This window comes from Pseudomonas sp. PSB18 (assembly GCF_014596565.1).
GTDB lineage: Bacteria > Pseudomonadota > Gammaproteobacteria > Pseudomonadales > Pseudomonadaceae > Aquipseudomonas.
In genome coordinates, this window is sequence record NZ_NOIN01000009.1 from 155,510 (window position 1) to 175,886 (window position 20,377).

At 62.1% G+C, this 20,377-nt stretch carries 21 protein-coding genes; 19 read left to right on the top strand and 2 right to left on the bottom strand.

The window, feature by feature from the left end; all coding sequences use genetic code 11:
• The first annotated feature begins 40 nt into the window (after window positions 1-40).
• The 11 genes from CGA22_RS21010 to CGA22_RS21060 all read left to right on the top strand — a co-directional run bounded on the left by CGA22_RS21010 (window position 41) and on the right by CGA22_RS21060 (window position 9,195).
• Complete coding sequence (locus CGA22_RS21010) at window positions 41-676, top strand: MotA/TolQ/ExbB proton channel family protein (RefSeq protein ID WP_053150108.1); 636 nt, start codon at window positions 41-43, stop codon at window positions 674-676.
• Entirely contained in the window at window positions 673-1,101 is a 429-nt protein-coding gene (locus CGA22_RS21015; RefSeq protein WP_024776922.1) for an ExbD/TolR family protein, read from the top strand. Before CGA22_RS21010 ends, CGA22_RS21015 begins: the two co-directional genes overlap by 4 nt.
• The gene (lpxK, locus tag CGA22_RS21020; protein WP_041024629.1) at window positions 1,101-2,111 is read left to right on the top strand and encodes a tetraacyldisaccharide 4'-kinase; all 1,011 of its coding nucleotides are present in this window, start codon (window positions 1,101-1,103) and stop codon (window positions 2,109-2,111) included. Before CGA22_RS21015 ends, lpxK begins: the two co-directional genes overlap by 1 nt.
• Before the next feature lie 23 nt (window positions 2,112-2,134).
• Entirely contained in the window at window positions 2,135-2,320 is a 186-nt protein-coding gene (locus tag CGA22_RS21025; RefSeq protein ID WP_003179363.1) for a Trm112 family protein, read from the top strand.
• Entirely contained in the window at window positions 2,317-3,081 is a 765-nt protein-coding gene (gene kdsB, locus CGA22_RS21030) for a 3-deoxy-manno-octulosonate cytidylyltransferase (RefSeq protein WP_041024628.1), read from the top strand. The genes CGA22_RS21025 and kdsB overlap by 4 nt, the downstream gene beginning before the upstream one ends.
• Window positions 3,081-3,545 carry a low molecular weight protein-tyrosine-phosphatase gene (locus tag CGA22_RS21035; protein WP_041024627.1) on the top strand — a complete coding sequence of 155 codons (465 nt, stop codon included), beginning with the start codon at window positions 3,081-3,083 and terminating at the stop codon, window positions 3,543-3,545. Before kdsB ends, CGA22_RS21035 begins: the two co-directional genes overlap by 1 nt.
• Window positions 3,542-4,561 (top strand): UDP-N-acetylmuramate dehydrogenase, encoded by a 1,020-nt coding sequence (gene murB / locus CGA22_RS21040; protein ID WP_041024626.1) that lies wholly within the window; start codon window positions 3,542-3,544, stop codon window positions 4,559-4,561. The genes CGA22_RS21035 and murB overlap by 4 nt, the downstream gene beginning before the upstream one ends.
• Before the next feature lie 254 nt (window positions 4,562-4,815).
• On the top strand, window positions 4,816-5,286 hold the full coding sequence (locus CGA22_RS21045) for a (2Fe-2S)-binding protein (RefSeq protein WP_024776917.1): 471 nt from the start codon (window positions 4,816-4,818) through the stop codon (window positions 5,284-5,286).
• Complete coding sequence (locus CGA22_RS21050; RefSeq protein ID WP_041024625.1) at window positions 5,283-7,598, top strand: xanthine dehydrogenase family protein molybdopterin-binding subunit; 2,316 nt, start codon at window positions 5,283-5,285, stop codon at window positions 7,596-7,598. The genes CGA22_RS21045 and CGA22_RS21050 overlap by 4 nt, the downstream gene beginning before the upstream one ends.
• The gene (locus CGA22_RS21055; RefSeq protein ID WP_041024624.1) at window positions 7,598-8,569 is read left to right on the top strand and encodes an XdhC family protein; all 972 of its coding nucleotides are present in this window, start codon (window positions 7,598-7,600) and stop codon (window positions 8,567-8,569) included. The genes CGA22_RS21050 and CGA22_RS21055 overlap by 1 nt, the downstream gene beginning before the upstream one ends.
• A gap of 26 nt (window positions 8,570-8,595) precedes the next feature.
• Window positions 8,596-9,195: an NTP transferase domain-containing protein gene (locus CGA22_RS21060; RefSeq protein WP_041024623.1), complete on the top strand. Its 600-nt coding sequence runs from the start codon at window positions 8,596-8,598 to the stop codon at window positions 9,193-9,195.
• 187 nt (window positions 9,196-9,382) lie between these two features.
• Here CGA22_RS21060 and rne read toward each other — a convergent pair whose 3' ends face one another.
• Window positions 9,383-12,577 carry a ribonuclease E gene (gene rne / locus CGA22_RS21065; RefSeq protein WP_188258695.1) on the bottom strand — a complete coding sequence of 1,065 codons (3,195 nt, stop codon included), beginning with the start codon at window positions 12,575-12,577 and terminating at the stop codon, window positions 9,383-9,385.
• A 697-nt stretch (window positions 12,578-13,274) separates the two neighbouring features.
• Between rne and rluC the strand changes: the two genes are divergently transcribed.
• From rluC to CGA22_RS21080, 3 genes are read left to right on the top strand one after another with little or no spacing between them, the layout of a single operon-like run.
• Window positions 13,275-14,231, top strand: coding sequence for a 23S rRNA pseudouridine(955/2504/2580) synthase RluC (gene rluC, locus CGA22_RS21070; RefSeq protein ID WP_041024287.1), 957 nt, complete (start codon window positions 13,275-13,277; stop codon window positions 14,229-14,231).
• A complete protein-coding gene (locus tag CGA22_RS21075; RefSeq protein ID WP_041024285.1) occupies window positions 14,221-14,883 on the top strand; it encodes an HAD-IA family hydrolase in 663 nt (220 codons plus the stop codon). Before rluC ends, CGA22_RS21075 begins: the two co-directional genes overlap by 11 nt.
• A gap of 20 nt (window positions 14,884-14,903) precedes the next feature.
• Window positions 14,904-15,893, top strand: a complete 990-nt coding sequence (locus CGA22_RS21080; RefSeq protein ID WP_041024284.1) for a S49 family peptidase — start codon at window positions 14,904-14,906, stop codon at window positions 15,891-15,893.
• Between the two features lie 5 nt (window positions 15,894-15,898).
• Here the strand turns inward: CGA22_RS21080 and CGA22_RS21085 are convergent, their stop codons facing one another.
• Window positions 15,899-16,477, bottom strand: coding sequence for a Maf family protein (locus tag CGA22_RS21085; protein ID WP_041024283.1), 579 nt, complete (start codon window positions 16,475-16,477; stop codon window positions 15,899-15,901).
• 267 nt (window positions 16,478-16,744) lie between these two features.
• Between CGA22_RS21085 and CGA22_RS21090 the strand changes: the two genes are divergently transcribed.
• The 5 genes from CGA22_RS21090 (at window position 16,745) to fabG (ending at window position 20,303) form a co-directional block, all read left to right on the top strand.
• Window positions 16,745-17,272: a YceD family protein gene (locus CGA22_RS21090; protein ID WP_003204262.1), complete on the top strand. Its 528-nt coding sequence runs from the start codon at window positions 16,745-16,747 to the stop codon at window positions 17,270-17,272.
• A gap of 13 nt (window positions 17,273-17,285) precedes the next feature.
• Window positions 17,286-17,468, top strand: a complete 183-nt coding sequence (rpmF, locus tag CGA22_RS21095; protein WP_003179396.1) for a 50S ribosomal protein L32 — start codon at window positions 17,286-17,288, stop codon at window positions 17,466-17,468.
• Between the two features lie 3 nt (window positions 17,469-17,471).
• Window positions 17,472-18,482, top strand: a complete 1,011-nt coding sequence (plsX, locus tag CGA22_RS21100) for a phosphate acyltransferase PlsX (protein ID WP_084213695.1) — start codon at window positions 17,472-17,474, stop codon at window positions 18,480-18,482.
• Window positions 18,483-18,605: 123 nt separating this feature from the next.
• On the top strand, window positions 18,606-19,544 hold the full coding sequence (fabD, locus tag CGA22_RS21105; RefSeq protein WP_041020471.1) for an ACP S-malonyltransferase: 939 nt from the start codon (window positions 18,606-18,608) through the stop codon (window positions 19,542-19,544).
• 15 nt (window positions 19,545-19,559) lie between these two features.
• Window positions 19,560-20,303 carry a 3-oxoacyl-ACP reductase FabG gene (fabG, locus tag CGA22_RS21110; RefSeq protein WP_024776906.1) on the top strand — a complete coding sequence of 248 codons (744 nt, stop codon included), beginning with the start codon at window positions 19,560-19,562 and terminating at the stop codon, window positions 20,301-20,303.
• The last annotated feature ends 74 nt before the right edge of the window (window positions 20,304-20,377 follow it).

Below are 20,377 nucleotides of genomic sequence, written 5' to 3' on the forward strand. Positions count from 1 at the left end.
CTATGATAAAGTGGCGCACTTTTTCGAGGGGGCAGTCACTGTGTGGGAATTGGTCAAATCCGGCGGCTGGATGATGTTGCCGATCATTCTGAGTTCCATCGCGGCACTGGGTATCGTTGCCGAACGCCTGTGGACCCTGCGGGCCAGCCGCGTGACGCCGGAGCATTTGCTCGGGCAGGTCTGGGTCTGGATCAAGGACAAGCAACTGAACAAGGACAAGCTCAAGGAACTGCGGGCCAGTTCGCCGTTGGGCGAGATCCTGGCGGCAGGCCTGGCTAACTCCAAGCATGGTCGCGAGATCATGAAAGAGTGCATTGAAGAAGCCGCGGCCCGGGTCATCCATGAGCTGGAGCGCTACATCAATGCCCTGGGTACCATTGCCGCCATGGCCCCGCTGCTGGGTCTGCTGGGTACGGTGTTGGGCATGATCGACATTTTCAGCGCTTTTACCGGGTCCGGCATGAGCACTAATGCCTCGGTGCTGGCCGGCGGTATCTCCAAAGCCTTGATCACCACCGCCGCGGGCCTGATGGTGGGTATCCCGTCGGTGTTCTTCCATCGCTTCCTGCAGCGCCGCGTCGACGAGCTGGTGGTGGGCATGGAACAGGAAGCCATCAAGCTGGTCGAGGTGGTGCAGGGCGATCGCGATGTGGACCTGGCCGGGAGCAAGAAGTGAAATTCCGCCGCAAACCACGGGAAAACATCGAGATCAACCTCGCGTCGCTGATCGACGTGGTGTTCATCCTGCTGCTGTTTTTCGTCGTGACCACCACCTTCACTCGGGAAACCCAGCTCAAAGTCGAGTTGCCGCAGGCGGTCAGTGGTTCGCCAGCCGAAGACCAGCAGTTGAAGAATCTGGAAATCACCATCAGTGCAGAAGGGTCGATTTCGGTGAACAACCAGTTGTTGCCCAAGAGCGACCTGGCGACCCTGATCGAGGTGTTGCAGAAAGAGTCCGGGGGCGATACCAACCTGCCACTGTCCATCAGTGCTGATGGCAAGACGCCCCATCAATCGGTCATCACCGCCATGGACGCGGCTGGCAAGCTCGGCTTCAGCCACCTGCGCATGACCACGGTCGAGGCGGCGCCCGCACCCTGATGGCCATGTCCGATCGATTGCTCGCCGCGTGGTATGACGGTCACCCGGCCTTGGTGCTGCTGCGGCCACTGGAGTGGCTGTACCGGCGCGTGGTGGTCGGCAAGCGCGAGCGTTTTCTGGCGGGTGAGGGCGATATCTATCAACCCTCGGTGCCGCTGGTGGTAGTGGGCAACATTACCGTGGGCGGCACTGGCAAGACGCCGATGATCCTGTGGATGATCCAGCACTGCCAGCGCTGTGGCCTGCGGGTCGGCGTGGTCAGCCGCGGCTATGGCGCCAAGCCGCCACAATTGCCGTGGCGAGTCGAGCCCGACCAGGGCGCCGAGATCGCTGGCGACGAACCTTTGCTGATCGTCCAGCGCACCGGTGTGCCGCTGATGATCGACCCGGACCGCAGCCGCGCGGTCCAGGCGCTGCTGGCAGCGGAACCGCTGGACCTGATCCTGTCCGATGATGGCATGCAACATTACCGGCTGGCTCGCGACCTGGAGCTGGTGTTGATCGACAATGCCCGCGGCCTGGGCAATCGGCGTTGTCTGCCTGCCGGTCCGTTGCGCGAACCGGTCGAGCGCCTGCAATCGGTGGATGCGGTGCTGTACAACGGCGCCGGTGCCGACCGTGAAGACGGCTTCGCCTTCGAGCTACGGCCCACCGCCCTGGTGAATCTGGCCAGTGGTGAACGACGCCCGCTCGACCATTTTCCGTCCGGCCAAGCCTTGCACGCCGTGGCCGGTATCGGCAATCCGCAACGTTTCTTCAAAACCCTCGAAACGCTACACTGGCGGCCTGTACCGCACGGGTTTGCCGATCATGCCGAATACAGCGTCGAGGCCTTGAATTTCACGCCGCCATTGCCGGTGGTCATGACGGAAAAGGACGCAGTGAAATGCCGTGCCTTTGCCGCGCCCGACTGGTGGTACCTGGCGGTGGACGCCGCGCCTTCACCGGCCTTCGAGGCCTGGTTCGATACGCAGTTGATGCGCCTGTTGCCGGATCGGCTATTACCTTAAGAATCTTATCCAGGGGAAATTCCATGGACACCAAACTGCTCGACATCCTGGCCTGCCCGGTTTGCAAAGGCCCGCTCAAGCTCAGCGCCGACAAGACCGAGCTGATCAGCAAGGGCGCCGGCCTGGCGTACCCGATTCGCGACGGCATCCCGGTGATGCTCGAAAGCGAAGCCCGGACCCTGACCACCGATGAGCGCCTGGATAAATGAGCGTCGCCTTCACCGTTGTAATCCCGTCGCGCTTCGCTTCGACGCGCTTGCCCGGCAAACCGTTGTTGTCGATCGCCGGCAAGCCGATGATCCAGCACGTGTGGGAGCAGGCCTGCAAGAGCAGCGCCCAGCGTGTGGTGGTGGCGACGGACGACCTGCGCATCATCGAGGCCTGCGAGGGCTTTGGCGCCGAGGTGGTCATGACCCGCGAGGATCACAACTCCGGCACTGATCGCCTGGCGGAAGTCGCGGCGAAACTGGGCCTGGAACCTGACGCCATCGTGGTCAACGTGCAGGGCGACGAACCGCTGATCCCGCCCAGCGTGATCGATCAGGTCGCGGCCAATCTGGCGGCCCATCCCGAAGCGCGCATGGCCACGCTGGCCGAGCCGATCAAGGACGTGCAGACCCTGTTCAACCCGAACGTGGTCAAGGTGATCAGTGACCTGAACGGCCTGGCGCTGACCTTCAGTCGCGCTACGTTGCCCTGGGCCCGGGATGCATTCGCTCAAACCCGTGACGTCATGCCTGAAGGCGTGCCGTACCGTCGTCACATCGGCATCTATGCCTATCGTGCCGGTTTTCTCCAGGACTTCGTGGCCTGGGGCCCATGCTGGCTGGAAAACACCGAAGCCCTGGAGCAGCTGCGCGCGCTCTGGCACGGTGTGCGGATCCATGTTGCCGATGCGCTGATCGCTCCGCCAACCGGCGTCGACACGGTCGAAGACCTTGAACGCGTTCGTCGTCTGCTGGAGGCCTGATGCGGGTTCTGTTCGTCTGCCTCGGCAACATCTGCCGCTCGCCCACCGCCGAAGGCATCCTGCGACACAAGCTGCGCGAGGCCGGGCTGACCGGGCAAGTGGAGGTGGCCTCCGCCGGTACCGGTGACTGGCACGTGGGCAAGCCGCCGGACAAGCGCAGCCAGGCCGCGGCCCTGCGGCGTGGTTATGATTTGTCGGCCCAGCGTGCCCGGCAAGTCAGCCGCGCCGATTTCGCCGCCTATGACCTGATCCTGGCGATGGACAGCAGCAACCTGCGCAATCTCAAGGCCCTGCAACCGGCCAACGGCCGGGCTGAACTGGATCTGTTCCTGCGGCGCTACGAAGCCGGCGTCGATGACGTACCGGATCCGTACTACGACGGCGAGCAGGGTTTCGAGCAGGTCCTGGACCTGATCGAATGCGCCACGGATCGCCTGGTGATCGAATTGAAGGGGCGGCTATGAGTTTGCAGGTACAGACCGGCGTCAGCCTCAAGCCTTTCAACAGTTTCGGCGTGGACGTCAAGGCCCGGCTGTTCGCCGAGGCCCACGGCGATGCGGATGTGCGCGAGGCGCTGGCGTATGCCGCCGGGCATGAGGTACCGCTGCTGGTGATTGGTGGTGGCAGCAACTTGCTGCTGACCGGCGACATCGATGCGCTGGTGCTGCGCATGGCCAGCCGCGGCATCCGCCTGCTGCGCGATGAGGGGGAGCGGGTGGTGATCGAGGCCGAGGCCGGAGAGCCCTGGCATCCTTTCGTCCAGCACACGTTGGCGCAAGGCTGGGCGGGGCTGGAGAACCTCAGCCTGATCCCCGGGACGGTGGGCGCCGCGCCGATGCAGAACATCGGCGCCTATGGCGTGGAGATCAAGGACGTCTTTGCCGGGCTCACCGCCCTGGATCGCCATACCGGCGAGTTGCGGGATTTCACCCTCGAAGAATGCTGTTTTGCCTACCGCGACAGCCTGTTCAAACAACAATCGGGTCGTTGGTTGATCCTGCGGGTGCGTTTCGCCCTCAGTCGTGCCGCCCATCTGCACCTGGAATATGGCCCGGTTCGTCAGCGGTTGAGCGAACAAGGCATCGACCAGGCGACGCCCCTCGATGTCAGCCGCGCCATTTGCAGCATACGCAGCGAAAAACTGCCGGACCCGGCCGTGCTGGGCAATGCTGGCAGTTTCTTCAAGAATCCGCTGGTGCCGGCCGCGCACGTTACGCACCTCAAGCTGCAATACCCCGACCTGGTGGCTTATCCACAGCCCGAGGGCCAGATGAAAATCGCCGCGGGTTGGCTGATCGAGCGTGCCGGCTGGAAGGGGTTCCGTGAAGGCGACGCCGGGGTGCATAAGTTGCAGGCGCTGGTGCTGGTCAACTATGGCGAGGCTACTGGCCTCGAACTGCTGGAACTGGCCCAGCGTATCCAGAAAGATGTTGCCGAACGTTTCCAGGTTGACCTGGAAATGGAGCCCAATCGCTACTGAGTCAAGGTTCGCCATGAACCGAGGACGCCCTGCACAACCTCGCACACGCGTCATTTGTGCAGGATTGTGCAGGGCGTTTTGCTTGAACCTGGGTTAATTTAATCCGCTGACAATGCGACCCTAGAGGCCCAGTGCAGACCCTTGCGTGTCTGTATAAGAGAGCCCGATCAGCCTGAGCCAGTCTGCGACACCGAACCGTCACCCAAGCGGCAGATTGCTCGACCTCATAACTCGATAACTATGCGGGCGTGCCCATGATTACCCTGAAACTCAATGGACAAGACCATCAACTGGATGTGACCGAGGACATGCCGCTGCTGTGGGCTATCCGGGATGTCGCTGGGTACAACGGCACCAAATTCGGCTGTGGCATGGGCCTGTGCGGCGCATGCACCATCCACATCGACGGCGCTCCGGCGCGCAGTTGCATCACGCCGATCGGCTCGGTGCAGGGGCAGAACGTCAGTACCATCGACGCACTGCATGCCGACCCGGTTGGCCAGGTCGTGCAAAAGGCCTGGCTCGATACCGCCGTGGCCCAGTGTGGCTACTGCCAGGGCGGGCAAATCATGTCCGCCACCGCCTTGCTCAAGAGCAATCCCAATCCCAGCGATGAGCAGATCGAGGAAGCCATGGTTGGCAATATCTGCCGTTGTGGCACGTATAACCGGATCAAGACCGCGATCCGCCAGGCTTCCACCCACCTGAAGGAGGCCAAGGCATGAGCCGTTTGCCCAATGATTTCGTGCTGAGCAATCTCAGCCGACGTGGCTTCCTCAAGGGCGCGAGCGCCACCGGCGCGCTGGTCTTGGCCGCCAGTTGGGGCCTGCCGGATGCCTTTGCCGAAGAAAAGAAGTTCGGTGCCGAGGGCATGCCCCATGGTGCGGTCGACGATCCGAAGGTGTACGTCAGCATTGCCGCCGACGGCAGCGTGACGGTGATCTGCAACCGTTCGGAAATGGGCCAGGGTGTGCGCACCAGCCTCAGCATGGTCGTGGCCGATGAACTGGACGCCGACTGGGCATTGGTGAAGGTGCAGCAGGCGCCGGCCGATGAGGCGCGTTTCGGCAACCAGGACACCGACGGTTCGCGCAGCATGCGCCACTGGTACGAACCGATGCGCCGTTGCGGTGCCGCCGCCCGGACCATGCTGGAGCAGGCCGCCGCAGCCCAATGGAACGTTCCGGTGGGCGAGTGCCACGCCCAGTTGCACAACGTGGTGCACCAGCCTTCCGGTCGGAAACTGGGTTATGGCGCCTTGGCCGCTGCCGCCAGCGCCTTGCCGGTGCCGGCCCGTGACACCTTGCGCCTCAAGCAGCCTGCCGAATTTCGCTACATCGGCAAGGAAGCGAGCAGGGCCATCGACGGTGCCGACGTCGTCAACGGTCGCGCCGTTTTCGGTGCCGATGTGCATTTCGACGGCATGCTTTACGCCGTCGTGGCGCGCCCACCGGTCTATGGCGGCAAGGTCAAGACCGTGGATGACAGTGCGGCGCTGAAAGTACCGGGCGTGGTCAAGGTCGTGCAGATCGAAGGGCGTCCGCTGCCTTCGGAATTCCAGCCCCTGGGTGGCGTGGCGGTGGTGGCGAAGAACACCTGGGCCGCGATCAAGGGGCGCGATGCGCTGAAAATCGAGTGGGATGACGGCCCGAATGCCGGTTATGACTCGGTCGCCTATCGCAAGGAGCTCGAGGCCGCTGCTCTCAAGCCCGGAAAAGTCCTGCGCAGCACCGGCGATCTCGACGATGCGCTGGCGAAGGCCGATTCGACCCTGGAAGCCTCGTATTACCTGCCGCACCTGTCCCAGTCGCCAATGGAGCCGATGGTGGCCGTTGCCCGGTTCAAGGACGGTCAGTGTGAAGCCTGGGCACCGAGCCAGGCACCCCAGGTGACCCGCGAGCGCGTCGCTGAGCGATTGGGTATTCCTTTCGACAAGGTCACGATCAATATCACGCTGCTGGGTGGTGGGTTTGGCCGTAAATCCAAGCCCGACTTCGTCGTCGAGGCGGCGGTGCTGGCCAAGGAGTTTGCGGGGCAGGCGGTCCGGGTGCAATGGACCCGCGAGGATGACATCCATCACTCGTATTTCCACACCGTATCGGCCGAGTATCTCAAGGCCGGCTTGAACCGGGACGGCATGCCGTCCGGCTGGCTGCATCGCACCGTGGCCCCGAGCATCACCGCGCTGTTCGCGCCGAATATGGTTCATGAAGCGCCGTTCGAAGTCGGCATGGGCGTGACCAACATGGCCTACGCCATTCCCAACCTGCGCCTGGAGAACCCCGAAGCGGTAGCCCACACGCGAGTGGGCTGGTACCGCTCGGTGTCGAACATTCCCCACGGTTTCGCCATCCAGAGTTTTATCGACGAATTGGCCCACAAGGCCGGTCAGGACCCGCTGAAGTACCACCTCAAGTTGCTTGGCCCGGATCGCAAGATCGACCCGCGTACCTTGAACGAAGAGTGGAACTACGGTGAATCCCCCGAGCGCTATCCCATCGATACGGCGCGGATCCGCACCGTGTTGGAAACCGCTGCCAAGGCTGCCGGTTGGGGGCAGAAGTTGCCCAAAGGCCGTGGCCTCGGGCTCGCGGTGCATTACAGCTTCGTCACCTACGTGGCGGCGGCCATCGAAGTGGAGGTCAAGGAGGACGGCACGGTGATCGTGCACAAGGCGAACATTGCCGTCGACTGCGGTCCGCAGATCAACCCCGAACGTATCCGCTCCCAGTTCGAAGGCGCCTGCGTCATGGGCTTGGGCAATGCGATGGTGGGGGAGATCAGCTTCAAGGATGGCAAGGTCCAGCAGGATAACTTCCACATGTACGAAGTGGCGCGCATGTCCCTGGCGCCCAGGGAAGTGGCAGTGCACCTGGTCACGCCACCGGGCGAGGTGCCATTGGGCGGTGTCGGTGAGCCGGGGGTACCGCCGATTGCGCCGGCGCTGTGCAATGCGATTTTCGCGGCGACCGGCCAGCGTATCCGCAACCTGCCGGTGCGCTATCAGTTGCAAGGCTGGCAGCAGGCCAAGGCCTGATGGACAGCGTTGACCTGAATGTCCTGCGCAGCGTGCTCCAATGGCGCCGCGCCGGACAGCGCGTGGTGTTGTTCACGGTGGTCCAGACGTGGGGCACCGCGCCGAGGCCTCCGGGGGCGATGCTCGCCTTGCGCGAAGACGGCGTGGTGATCGGCTCGGTGTCGGGCGGTTGTGTCGAGGATGACCTGATCGCCCGACTGCACGATGGCCGCATTCCGGCGGACGGTCCGCCGGTGCAGATGGTCACCTACGGTGTTACCCGCGAGGAGGCGGCGCGCTTCGGTTTGCCGTGCGGCGGGACCCTGCGCCTGACGGAAGAGCGGGTCGGCGATCCACAATGGGTAGCCGAACTGCTGGAGCGCTGCGAAGCCCATCAGATTGTCGCCCGTGAGTTGAGCATCGCCACAGGCCATGTGGCGTTGACGCCCGCCAGCAAGAGCGACGTGCTGGTGTTCAACGGCCAGACCCTGCGTGCCATCTACGGGCCGCGGTGGCGGTTGCTGTTGATCGGCGCTGGGCAATTGTCGCGCTATGTTGCGGAAATGGCCCGGTTGCTGGACTTCGAAGTGCTGATCTGCGATCCGCGCAAGGAGTTCGTCTACGGGTGGGAAGAACAGCACGGCCGCTTCGTCTCGGGGATGCCCGACGAGGCGGTGTTGAACATCCAGACCGACGAGCGCACGGCGATCGTTGCCCTGACCCATGATCCGCGCCTGGACGACATGGCCTTGCTGACCGCCCTGGATTCACCGGCTTTTTATGTGGGGGCCCTGGGGTCGCGGGTCAACAGCCAGAAGCGCCGGGACAATCTGCTTCAGCTAGGCTTGTCAGCACAGGCCATCGAGCGGCTGCATGGTCCGATCGGCCTGCACATCGGCAGCCACACCCCGGCGGAAATCGCCTTGTCGCTGCTGGCCGAAATCGTGGCCATCAAGAATGGCGTCGAGTTGCGGCAGAAAAAGCCGTTGTAAGCCGCCGTTAGGGGCAAGGAGGGCGCATGAGCGGATCTATTGGCGTGATCATTGTCGCAGCCGGACAGGGCAGCCGTTTTCGTCAGGTTGCCGGACCCGACAAGGATAAGTTATTGGCTGACTGCACTGGGCGCGACGGCGCCGTCCGTTCGGTGATCGAGCAGGTGCTGGTGAATTTGCCAGCTTCCCTGGAAAAGCGCGTGCTGGTGACCCGTGAGGGGCGTCCACAGGCCATTCGCATGGCCCAGGCCTATGGATGCGATGTCGTCGAACTGGACTCCCCCGGCCTGGGCGACAGCATCGCGGCCGGCGTCCAGACATGCCCGGGCCTCGATGGTTGGTTGATGGTGCTGGCAGACATGCCATTTATCCTGCCGTCCAGCATTGAGCGGGTGGCGGCGGGCATTCGCGAGGATGGCATCTGTGTGCCGGTGCTCGCGGGGGAATATGGGCATCCCGTCGGGTTTGGTCGTGAGTTCGGATCGAAGTTGATGGCGCTGACCGGAGATCGCGGTGCCAAGGCACTGTTTGCCGGGGCGCGAGTGGTCGAGATCGCCCTGGACGATCCTGGGGTGGTTTGGGATGTGGATGTGCCTGAGGCCCTGAGTTTCCAGTCACAACATTGATGGCGACTGAACCACCGTTATCGCGAGCAGGCTCGCTCCCACAGGATTCTTTGATGGGTTGAGAATTGGTGATCGCCGCAAATTCCCTGTGGGAGCGAGCCTGCTCGCGATGGCGATCTGATAGTCGACACGAAATAAAAAGCCCCGCCTGGCATCACCAGGCGGGGCTTTTTATTGGGCGATGGAATCAGGCGTGAGGTTTAGGCTCGTGCTCTTTTTCCATTGGGGCGCGATGCGGTGTGACTTCTTCAGCTTCAGCGGAAGGCTGCGCTTCATCGGTCACCGGCGCCGATTCAACCGGGGCTGGTTCGGCTGCGGTTTCAGTCACCGGGGCAGGGGATGCCTCGACCACTTCCACTGCTGGGGCCGGCTCAGCCGCACGGGCCTGGGCGGCAGCCTCTTCAGCTTCCTTCTGCAGACGCTCGGCTTCACGCTTGCGACGACGCACTTCGCGCGGATCGTTTGGCGCGCGACCGTTCGCTGTCAAGGCGCTGGCAGGTGCAGGCTCCTCGACTGGCGCCGGTGCTTCGGCAACCACGGGGGCTTCGATTACGGGTGCTGGCTCGACCACTGCTGGCTCGGCTGCCTTGACAGGCTCTGGCGTCGGCTCTGGCTCGACCACCGGCGCCGGTGCGGCAGGTTCCGGGTTCCAGTTGAACGCGGTCTGCTCTTCGCGCACAGGTGCCGCTGCTTTTTCCTCGGTGTCCGCTTCAACAGCCGTTTCAACGGCAGGTTCTGCAGCTACTACCGGCTGTTCGACAACCGGTGCAGGCTCGACGGCGGCTTCGGCTTCAGGCTGGGCCTCACGCGTCGGCGCCACTTCCACTTCTGGCGAAGCAGTCACTTCTACCGGGGTAGTGGCTTCGACCACTGGCGTTTCAACCGGCGCATTTTCCACCGCAGCGGTAGCGCGTTCGGCCTGTTCATTGGCCTGGGCTTCGGCTGGGGCGCTGATGGTGCTGCTGGCAACGGCCGCAGTCACGGCCAGGCCGGCGGCCAGGTCTGCTGCGCTAGGCGCCTCGGTGGATTCGGACTCTTCCGAGCCTTCGATCACATTACCGTTGGCATCACGCTGACGCTCACGACGGTTGCTGCGACGACGCTGGCCACGGGAACGGCGGCGTGGACGATCACCTTCGGCGTTGTCCTGGCCGTCTTCCTGCAGTTGCTCTTCGGCGTTCAGCACTTCTTCTTCGCTGGCAGCGGCGGCTTGCTCGGCGCGTGGTTGACGCTCTTCACGCGGAGGACGTGGTGCGCGCTCTTCGCGAGGCTGGCGGGCTGGACGCTCTTCAGCGGTGGCGGCAGCGGCCGGGGCGGCATCCAGAGGCTCGCGCAATTCGCGAACACGCTCTTCACGTTCGCCACGAGGCTTACGATCCTCACGCGGGGCGCGGGGTTGACGCTCTTCACGCGGCGGACGTGGAGCACGCTCTTCGCGGGCTACGGCCGGCACTTCCTCACGGGCTTCGCGAGGTTGGCGTTCTTCACGAGGTTCACGTGGTGCGCGCTCTTCACGCGGGGCACGTTCTTCGCGCGGCTTGCGCTCTTCGTCACGACGGCCGTTGCGGTTACGGGTCTGCTGACGACCGTTACGGCGTTCTTCGTTGCGGGCAGGACGCTCGGTGGCGGCAGGCTTGGCAACCACGGCCGGTGCGGCAGGCTCTTCCTTGGTCGCGAACAGGCTGACCAGCGACTTCACCAGGCCCTTGAACAGGCTTGGCTCAGGCGCAGCAACCGGAGCCGGCGCCGGCGCGACGACTTCGGTCGGAACCGGAGCATTGGCACGGGCAGGAGCTGTCTTCACGGCGGCTTCCTGGCGAACCAGGGTGCGGGTGGCGGCAGCCGGCTGGACTTCTTCCACTTCGGCAGCGGCAGCGGCGATTTCGTAGCTGGACTGGTTGTTGTGGGCTTCCGGGCTGTCGTCGCGCAAGCGCTGGACTTCGAAGTGCGGCGTCTCGAGGTGATCGTTCGGCAGGATCACGATGCGTGCGCGGGTGCGCAGTTCGATCTTGGTGATCGAGTTGCGTTTTTCGTTGAGCAGGAACGCCGCCACCGGAATCGGCACCTGGGCGCGGACTTCAGCGGTGCGGTCTTTCAGGGCTTCTTCTTCGATCAGGCGCAGGATCGCCAGGGACAGCGACTCGACGTCACGGATGATGCCGGTGCCGTTGCAGCGTGGGCAGACGATGCCGCTGCTTTCGCCCAGGGACGGACGCAGGCGCTGACGGGACATTTCCAGCAGGCCGAAGCGCGAGATGCGACCGACCTGTACACGGGCGCGGTCGGCTTCCAGGCACTCACGGACCTTTTCTTCCACGGCGCGCTGGTTCTTGGCCGGGGTCATGTCGATGAAGTCGATGACGATCAGGCCGCCGATGTCGCGCAGACGCAGCTGACGGGCGATTTCCTCGGCCGCTTCAAGGTTGGTCTGCAGGGCGGTTTCTTCGATGTCGCTGCCTTTGGTGGCGCGCGCCGAGTTGATGTCGATGGACACCAGGGCTTCGGTCGGATCGATGACGATGGAACCGCCGGACGGCAGCTCGACGACGCGCTGGAAAGCGGTCTCGATCTGGCTTTCGATCTGGAAGCGGTTGAACAGCGGAACGCTGTCTTCGTAGAGCTTGATCTTGCTGGCGTACTGCGGCATCACCTGGCGAATGAAGGTCAGGGCTTCGTCCTGGGCTTCGACGCTGTCGATCAGCACTTCGCCGATGTCCTGGCGCAGGTAATCGCGGATGGCGCGGATGATGACGTTGCTTTCCTGGTAGATCAGGAACGGCGCGGAACGATCCAGCGAGGCTTCCTTGATGGCGGTCCACAGTTGCAGCAGGTAGTCGAGGTCCCACTGCATCTCTTCGCTGCTGCGGCCCAGGCCGGCAGTGCGCACGATCAGACCCATGTCGGCTGGGGCAACCAGGCCGTTGAGGGCTTCGCGCAGTTCATTGCGCTCTTCGCCTTCGATGCGGCGGGAGATGCCGCCGGCACGCGGGTTGTTCGGCATCAGGACCAGGTAACGGCCGGCCAGGCTGATGAAAGTGGTCAGGGCGGCGCCCTTGTTGCCACGTTCTTCTTTTTCGACCTGGACGATGACTTCCTGGCCTTCGCTCAGGACGTCCTTGATGTTGACGCGGCCTTCAGGGGCTTTCTTGAAGTATTCGCGGGAGATTTCTTTGAGGGGCAGGAAGCCGTGGCGCTCAGAGCCGAAATCGACAAAGGCAGCCTCAAGGCTTGGTTCGATGCGAGTAATCCGGCCTTTATAGATGTTGGCCTTCTTCTGCTCGCGTGCACCGGATTCGATATCCAGGTCGTAGAGGCGCTGGCCGTCTACCAGTGCAACACGCAACTCTTCGGGTTGAGTTGCGTTAATCAGCATTCTTTTCATGTAGTACCGTCGGTTTCCGGGCTGCCGGAAACGGCGTTCGGCACACACGACTTCTCACGGTCGGTGTCAGGTGCGTCATGGAAGTGGCTGACCACTCCAGTGTCCAGCGAGTTCGGCCCAATGATGGCGAAGTCGCGACGGACGCGTCCTGCTTGCTGGTACTCAAGCACTCAGTCAGGAGGAGGAATCAACCGGCGTCTGTGGACGAGATGAAGCGTCTGAAACAAGCCTAGTGCTACACAGTCCGACGGTTGTACATCTCCACCCTACACGTATCCCTGATAATTCGGGTGCTGCCGCGCGCAGAATCCGCAGCGGGTTGGCATTTACCGTGAGCTCCGGAAAGGGGAGGTCACGCATCATGGCTAATTAGGCGTTGTTTCCGAAGCTTTCGCCCGGGGTCGTTCGCAACTGACTGCACTTTGTGAACTGGCCGTGAATGTGGCGCGCAAGGCGAGTGAAAACTCTGCTTTGCTGCGTATTTCAGGCCTCATGTCACCTGCGCTCGTTACACCTGCAAACTCTACCGAATCGTGGCAAAAGCCCCGTAGGACGGCCTCTCGTCCTCGTGAATTGCGTTGGTCAGGGCCGGTTTTTGACCGTTAGTCCGCTGTCCAGCCACTTTTGGCGGCGTTCGCGACTATAGCAGCAATGATTAAGTGCTTCAATTCCATAAAAAATTGTTATGATCGCCGCCATGACGACTACTGCCCCTTCGACCCCGAGCGTTCAACTGCTCGAGGTCTCGCCGGAATATGCCGGCCAACGAATCGATAACTTCCTTCTCGCCCGGCTCAAGGGTGTGCCCAAGACCTTGATTTATCGCATTTTGCGCAAGGGCGAGGTGCGGGTGAACAAAGGCCGGATCAAGCCGGAGTACAAGCTCCAGGCTGGCGATATCGTGCGCGTGCCGCCGGTTCGCGTGCCCGAGCGCGATGAGCCGGTGCCTGTTGCCCAAGGGCTGCTGCAGCGTCTGGAAGACTCGATTATCTACGAAGACAAAGCGCTGATTGTGATCAACAAGCCCGCAGGCATCGCGGTTCACGGCGGCAGCGGCCTGGATTTCGGCGTGATCGAAGCCTTTCGTCAGTTGCGTCCGGACGCCAAGGAGCTGGAGTTGGTCCATCGCCTGGATCGCGACACCTCCGGGCTGCTGATGATCGCCAAGAAACGCAGCATGTTGCGCCATTTGCACGAGCAATTGCGCGGTGACGGCATCGACAAGCGCTACATGGCGCTGGTACGAGGTCATTGGGCGACGTCGATCAAGCAGGTCCGCGCACCGTTGCTCAAGAGCAACCTGCGCTCCGGCGAGCGCATGGTCGAGGTCAACGACGAGGGCAAGGACGCGCTCACCGTGTTCAAGGTGCTGCGGCGTTTCGGCGACTTCGCCACCATGGTCGAGGCCAAGCCGGTGACCGGTCGTACCCATCAGATTCGAGTCCATACGTTGCATGCTGGCCATTGCATCGCCGGTGACCCCAAATACGGGGACGACGATTTCACTCGGGAGATCCGGGAATTGGGCGGAAAACGCCTGTTTCTGCATGCCTATATGCTCACGGTGCCGCTGCCTGATGGGGGTGAGCTGAAGTTGCAGGCACCCGTGGACGCCATGTGGGCCAAGACTGTGGAGCGATTGAGTGCATCCTGACTACAAGCTCCTGATCTTCGATTGGGACGGCACTCTGGCCAATTCAATCGGTCGGATCGTGGAGTCGATGCATGTCGCGTCCGATCTTACGGGTTTTGCCAGGCGCGATGACTTCGCGGTAAAAGGCATCATCGGTCTCGGATTGCCGGAAGCGATTCGCAGCCTGTATCCAGAGATCGATGACGAAGCGCTGGTGGTTTTTCGCCAGCATTATGCTGACCACTACATTGCCCTGGAGGCGGAGCCGTCGCCCTTGTTCGAGGGCGTGGCAGATACGCTCGGGGCGTTGCGGGCGGAGGGCTATCATCTCGCTGTTGCCACCGGGAAGGCCCGTCGCGGACTGGATCGGGTGCTGAAGGCTCATGGTTGGGATGATTATTTTGATATCACCCGCGCCGCCGACGAGACCGCCAGCAAGCCGCACCCGCTGATGCTCGAGCAGATCCTGGCGCATTGCGAGGTGCGCCCGGAGCAGGCGCTGATGGTGGGGGATTCGTCGTTCGATCTGCAGATGGCCCGCAATGCCGGCATGGGCTCGGTGGCTGTCAGCTACGGCGCGCAGACAATCGAGGCCCTGAAGGCATTCGAGCCGCGACTGGCGATTGATCATTTTCCTGAGTTGCACGCCTGGCTGAGCCGGCACACCGATTAATTTTGTTGAAGGATGCAAGTATGACCGATGAATGGAAGGCACCGGCCAAGGCAAGCGCTGACAACGGTGACGACAAGAGCTGGAAGTTGCTGGAAAAGACCCTGCTGGCCGGGGTGGAGGAACAGCGTCGCGCGCGCCGCTGGGGCATCTTCTTCAAGTGCCTGGTCTTTATTTATCTTTTCGTCGGGCTGGGGGTCATTATCCAGGCGATCGATATGAAGAAGAATCCCGGTAGCGGTTCGGCCTACACGGCGGTGATCGATATCGAAGGCATGATCGCGGACAAGGAGGCGGCCAGCGCGGATAACATTATCGGCAGTTTGCGGGCCGCATTCGAGGATTCGAAAGTCAAAGGGGTGGTGCTGCGCATCAATAGTCCGGGCGGCAGCCCGGTGCAGGCGGGCTACGTCTATGACGAGATCGTTCGCTTGCGTGCGGCGCATCCGGACATCAAGGTCTATGCAGTGATCGCCGACCTTGGCGCTTCCGGTGCCTATTACATTGCCAGTGCGGCGGATCAGGTCTATGCCGACAAGGCCAGCCTGGTGGGGTCCATTGGTGTGACCGCCGCCGGTTATGGCTTCGTCGAGACTCTGGACAAGCTCGGCATCGAGCGTCGGGTCTACACCGCCGGTGAGCATAAGTCCTTTCTCGATCCTTTCCAGCCGCAGAAGCCAGAAGAAACCGCTTTCTGGCAAGGCGTGCTCGATACGACCCACAAACAGTTCATCGCCAGCGTCAAGAAAGGCCGGGGTGACCGGCTCAAGGACAAGGAGCACCCGGAGCTATTCTCCGGTCTGGTCTGGTCTGGAGAGCAGGCGTTGTCCCTGGGCTTGATCGATGGCTTGGGCAGTGCCAGTTCGGTGGCACGGGACGTGATCGGTGAGAAGGAGTTGGTGGACTTCACCGTCGAGGAGTCGCCGCTCGATCGTTTCTCGAAGAAGCTGGGGGCGAGCATTGCCGAGCGCCTGGCGATGTGGATGGGGTTCCAGGGCCCGGCATTGCGCTAGTCCGATCAGGGTATCTGCACGCCCTCTGCCAGCAACATATCCACAAGGCGGATCAGGGGCAGGCCGATCAGGCTGGTGGCGTCGGGGCCTTCGGTGCTCTGGAACAGGCTTACGCCCAGGCCCTCGGCCTTGAAACTGCCGGCGCAATCATAAGGCTGCTCGGTCCGCAGGTAGCGTTCGACCCGTTCCGGGTCGAGCGTGCGCATGTTGACGGTAAAAGGCACGCAATCGACCTGGCAGGCGCCGGTCTGGCTGTTGAGCAATGCCAGGCCGGTGAGAAATGTGACTTGGGCCCCGCTGGCGGCCAGCAGTTGTTCGCGGGCATTTTCGAAGGTGTGGGGTTTGCCGAGGATGCGCTCGCCGAGCACGGCGACCTGGTCCGAGCCGATGATCAGGTGTTCCGGGTGGCTCCCGGCCAATGCCAGGGCTTTTTCCCGGGCCAGGCGTTTTACCAGTTCCTGGGCGGGTTCGCCGGGGCGTTGGCTTTCGTCGATATCCGGCGAGCTGCAGACGAATGGTAGCCCTAGGCGGGTGAGCAATTCCCGGCGGTAGACCGAGCTGGAGGCAAGTAATAAAGGCAGCATGGGCATCTCCAAAAGTCAGGGCTGAATTCTAGCGTCCTGTCTCGGAAATAAGCTGTTCATTTTTGGCGGCGTCTTGGGTGCCCGGCCGGCGTTGCCATTCCTCGCCATAGCCCTGCTATGACTCGTCGCGGCGCCTTGGCCGAACACCCAAGCCACTCGCCAAACGAGAACGTATTTCCGAGACAGGACGCTAGCGAGGTGCGCAAGTGACGGGCAGGGCTGAATTTCCTTTGACATGGGCGGGGGCATCCCTATAATGCTGCGCCTATGTTGAATGACCCGATTCCACCTCACGTTGACCCGCGCAAATTGGCTGATCGTGGCACCACCCTTCAAGGTGAACTGCTGCTGGCCGATTTGAAGAGACTCTGCGACCCGCTTTCCGATGATGTCGGTACGGTCCAGGCCAAATTCGTTTTTGAACGAGATGAACGTAAATCTGTGGTGATCCACAGCTTTATCGACACTGAAGTCAAAATGGTTTGCCAGCGTTGTCTTGAGCTGGTCACCCTGCCGATCCACAGCGAATGCAGTTACGCCGTGGTGAAGGAGGGTGCGAATACCCAGTCGTTGCCGAAAGGTTATGACGTGCTGGAACTGGGCGAAGATCCATTGGATCTGCAGTCACTGATCGAGGAGGAGCTTCTGCTCGCCTTGCCCATTGTGCCTGCTCATCATCCGGAAGAATGCCAGCAGCCGGCGGGAGCAGATGAGCCCGAACCGAGCGAGGACGAGGTAACGCGGTCCAACCCGTTCAGTGTATTGGCGCAGTTAAAGCGTGACCCAAACGTTTAGGAGTTAATCAATTATGGCTGTTCAGCAGAACAAAAAATCCCGCTCTGCCCGTGACATGCGCCGTTCGCACGACGCTCTCGAGGCTAGCACCCTGTCTGTAGAAAAAACCACAGGTGAAGTTCACCTGCGTCACCACGTATCGCCAGAAGGCGTATACCGTGGTCGTAAAGTGATCGACAAGGGCGCTGACGAGTAATCCTTGTCCGCTCAAGTCATCGCAATTGACGCAATGGGCGGGGACTTCGGTCCCCGCAGCATTGTTCAGGCCAGTCTTGCTTGCCTGAATGCAACGCCCTCGCTCCATCTGACCCTCGTCGGTCAACCCTCCCTTCTTGAAGAAATGCTCGGCAGCCAAGCGGCTGCGGATCGCGCGCGCCTGACGATTGCCCCGGCGTCCGAAGTCATCACCATGGACGAAAAACCGGCCCAGGCGTTGCGCAGCAAGCCTGACGCGTCGATGCGGGTGGCCCTTGAGCTGCTGCGCGACGGCAAGGTCCAGGCCTGTGTCAGTGCCGGGAATACCGGGGCGCTGATGGCGCTGTCGCGCTACGTGCTCAAAACTCTGCCAGGCATCGATCGGCCGGCGATGGTCGCGGCAATTCCGACCCGCAGGGGTTTTTGCCAATTGCTTGACCTGGGGGCCAATGTCGATTGCAGCGCCGAGCACCTGCTGCAATTTGCGGTGATGGGCTCGGTGGCGGCCGAAACCCTGGGTATCGCGCGGCCTCGCGTGGCGCTGCTGAACATCGGAACCGAAGACATCAAGGGTAACCAGCAAGTCAAGCTGGCCGCCACGTTGCTGCAGGGCGCGCGCGGAATCAACTACGTCGGTTTCGTCGAGGGTGACGGTGTGTACCGGGGCGAGGCGGACGTGGTGGTGTGTGACGGCTTCGTCGGCAACATCCTGCTCAAGTCCAGCGAAGGCCTGGCAACCATGATCGGCGAGCGGATCGAGAGCCTGTTCCGGCAGAGCCTGGCCTCGCGGGTGGTGGGGGCCCTGGCGTTGCCCTTGATGCGTCGCCTGCAGGCTGACCTGGCGCCGGCGCGGCATAACGGGGCCAGTTTTCTCGGGCTGCAGGGTATCGTGATCAAGAGTCATGGTTCGGCAGGGGTGCAAGGCTTTCAAAGCGCTATCAACCGGGCCGTGATCGAAGTCCAGGAAAACCTGCCCGAGCGCCTTCATGGTCGCCTCGAGGATTTGTTAACTTAGGCGTTTTCGTCCGACAATGCTTAAATGTGACCGGTCGGTTCAACCCGCCATCCAACTGTCAGTTTCCTAGCGCCCCACGGGGCGTCAATTTTTGACGACAAGATCATTAGGGGCTTTGTTTTCATGTCTGCTTCCCTCGCATTCGTCTTTCCAGGACAGGGTTCGCAGTCCCTCGGCATGCTGGCCGAGCTGGGCGCGCAATACCCGCTGATCCTCGAAACATTCAAAGAAGCGTCCGATGCGCTCGGCTATGACTTGTGGGCACTGACCCAGCAAGGGCCAGAAGAGCAACTCAACCAAACCGATAAAACCCAACCGGCCATCCTGACCGCCTCCGTCGCCCTCTGGCGCCTGTGGCTGGCTGAAGGTGGCGAGCGTCCGGCCTTCGTTGCCGGTCATAGCCTGGGGGAATACAGCGCCCTTGTCGCTGCAGGCAGCCTGAGCCTGGGCGACGCGGTGAAACTGGTGGAGCGCCGTGGCCAGTTGATGCAGGAGGCCGTTCCGGCCGGGCAGGGCGGCATGGCCGCGATTCTCGGCCTGGAAGACGCCGATGTACTGGCAGCCTGTGCCGAGGCGGCGCAGGGCGATGTGGTCAGTGCGGTGAATTTCAACTCCCCGGGCCAGGTCGTGATCGCCGGTGCCAAGGCTGCGGTCGAGCGCGCCATCGAAGGCTGCAAGGCCCGTGGTGCCAAGCGCGCCATGCCGTTGCCGGTCAGCGTGCCGTCGCACTGTGAATTGATGCGTCCTGCTGCCGAGCGCTTCGCCGAATCCATTGCCGCCATTGATTGGCAGGCACCGCAGATTCCCGTGGTGCAAAACGTCAGCGCTGACGTGGCGCCGGACCTCGAGACCCTCAAGCGTGACCTGCTGGAACAGCTCTACAAGCCGGTTCGTTGGGTCGAATCGGTGCAGACCCTGGCGGCCAGGGGCGCGACCGAACTGGTCGAGTGTGGTCCTGGCAAGGTGCTGGCCGGTCTGAACAAACGCTGCGCCGAAGGCGTGTCGACTTCCAATCTCAACACCCCAGACGCTTTCGCTGCCGCCCGTGCAGCGCAGGCCTGAACAGGAGAAGCTTGCATGAGTCTGCAAGGTAAAGTTGCACTGGTGACCGGTGCAAGCCGCGGCATCGGCCAGGCCATTGCCCTGGAACTGGGTCGCCAAGGCGCCATCGTTGTCGGCACCGCGACTTCCGCTTCGGGCGCCGAGCGTATCGCCGCGACCCTGAAGGAAAACGGTATTCAAGGCACGGGTCTTGAGCTGAACGTTACCAGCGACGAATCCGTCGCGGCGGTACTGGCCAGTATCCAGGAGCAGTTTGGTGTCCCGGCTATCCTGGTCAATAATGCCGGTATCACTCGTGATAACCTCATGATGCGCATGAAAGATGACGAGTGGTTCGACGTGATCGATACCAACCTGAACAGTCTGTACCGGCTGTCCAAGGGCGTTCTGCGTGGCATGACCAAGGCCCGTTGGGGTCGGATCATCAGTATCGGTTCGGTTGTGGGTGCCATGGGCAACGCCGGCCAAGTAAACTATGCTGCGGCCAAGGCCGGTCTGGAAGGTTTCAGCCGTGCGCTGGCCCGTGAAGTGGGTTCGCGGTCGATTACGGTAAACTCGGTCGCACCGGGTTTCATCGACACCGACATGACCCGTGAACTGCCGGAAGCACAGCGTGAAGCCTTGTTGACACAGATTCCGCTGGGGCGCCTGGGGCAAGCCGAAGAGATCGCGTCCGTGGTCGCTTTTCTTGCATCCGACGCTGCGGCATACGTGACTGGGGCTACAATCCCGGTGAACGGCGGGATGTACATGAGTTAAATGTGACGGATTGCTTCAAAAAAATGTCATACGAGCTGTCTAAAATCCGTTATAAAGCTGCAACTTAATTTATA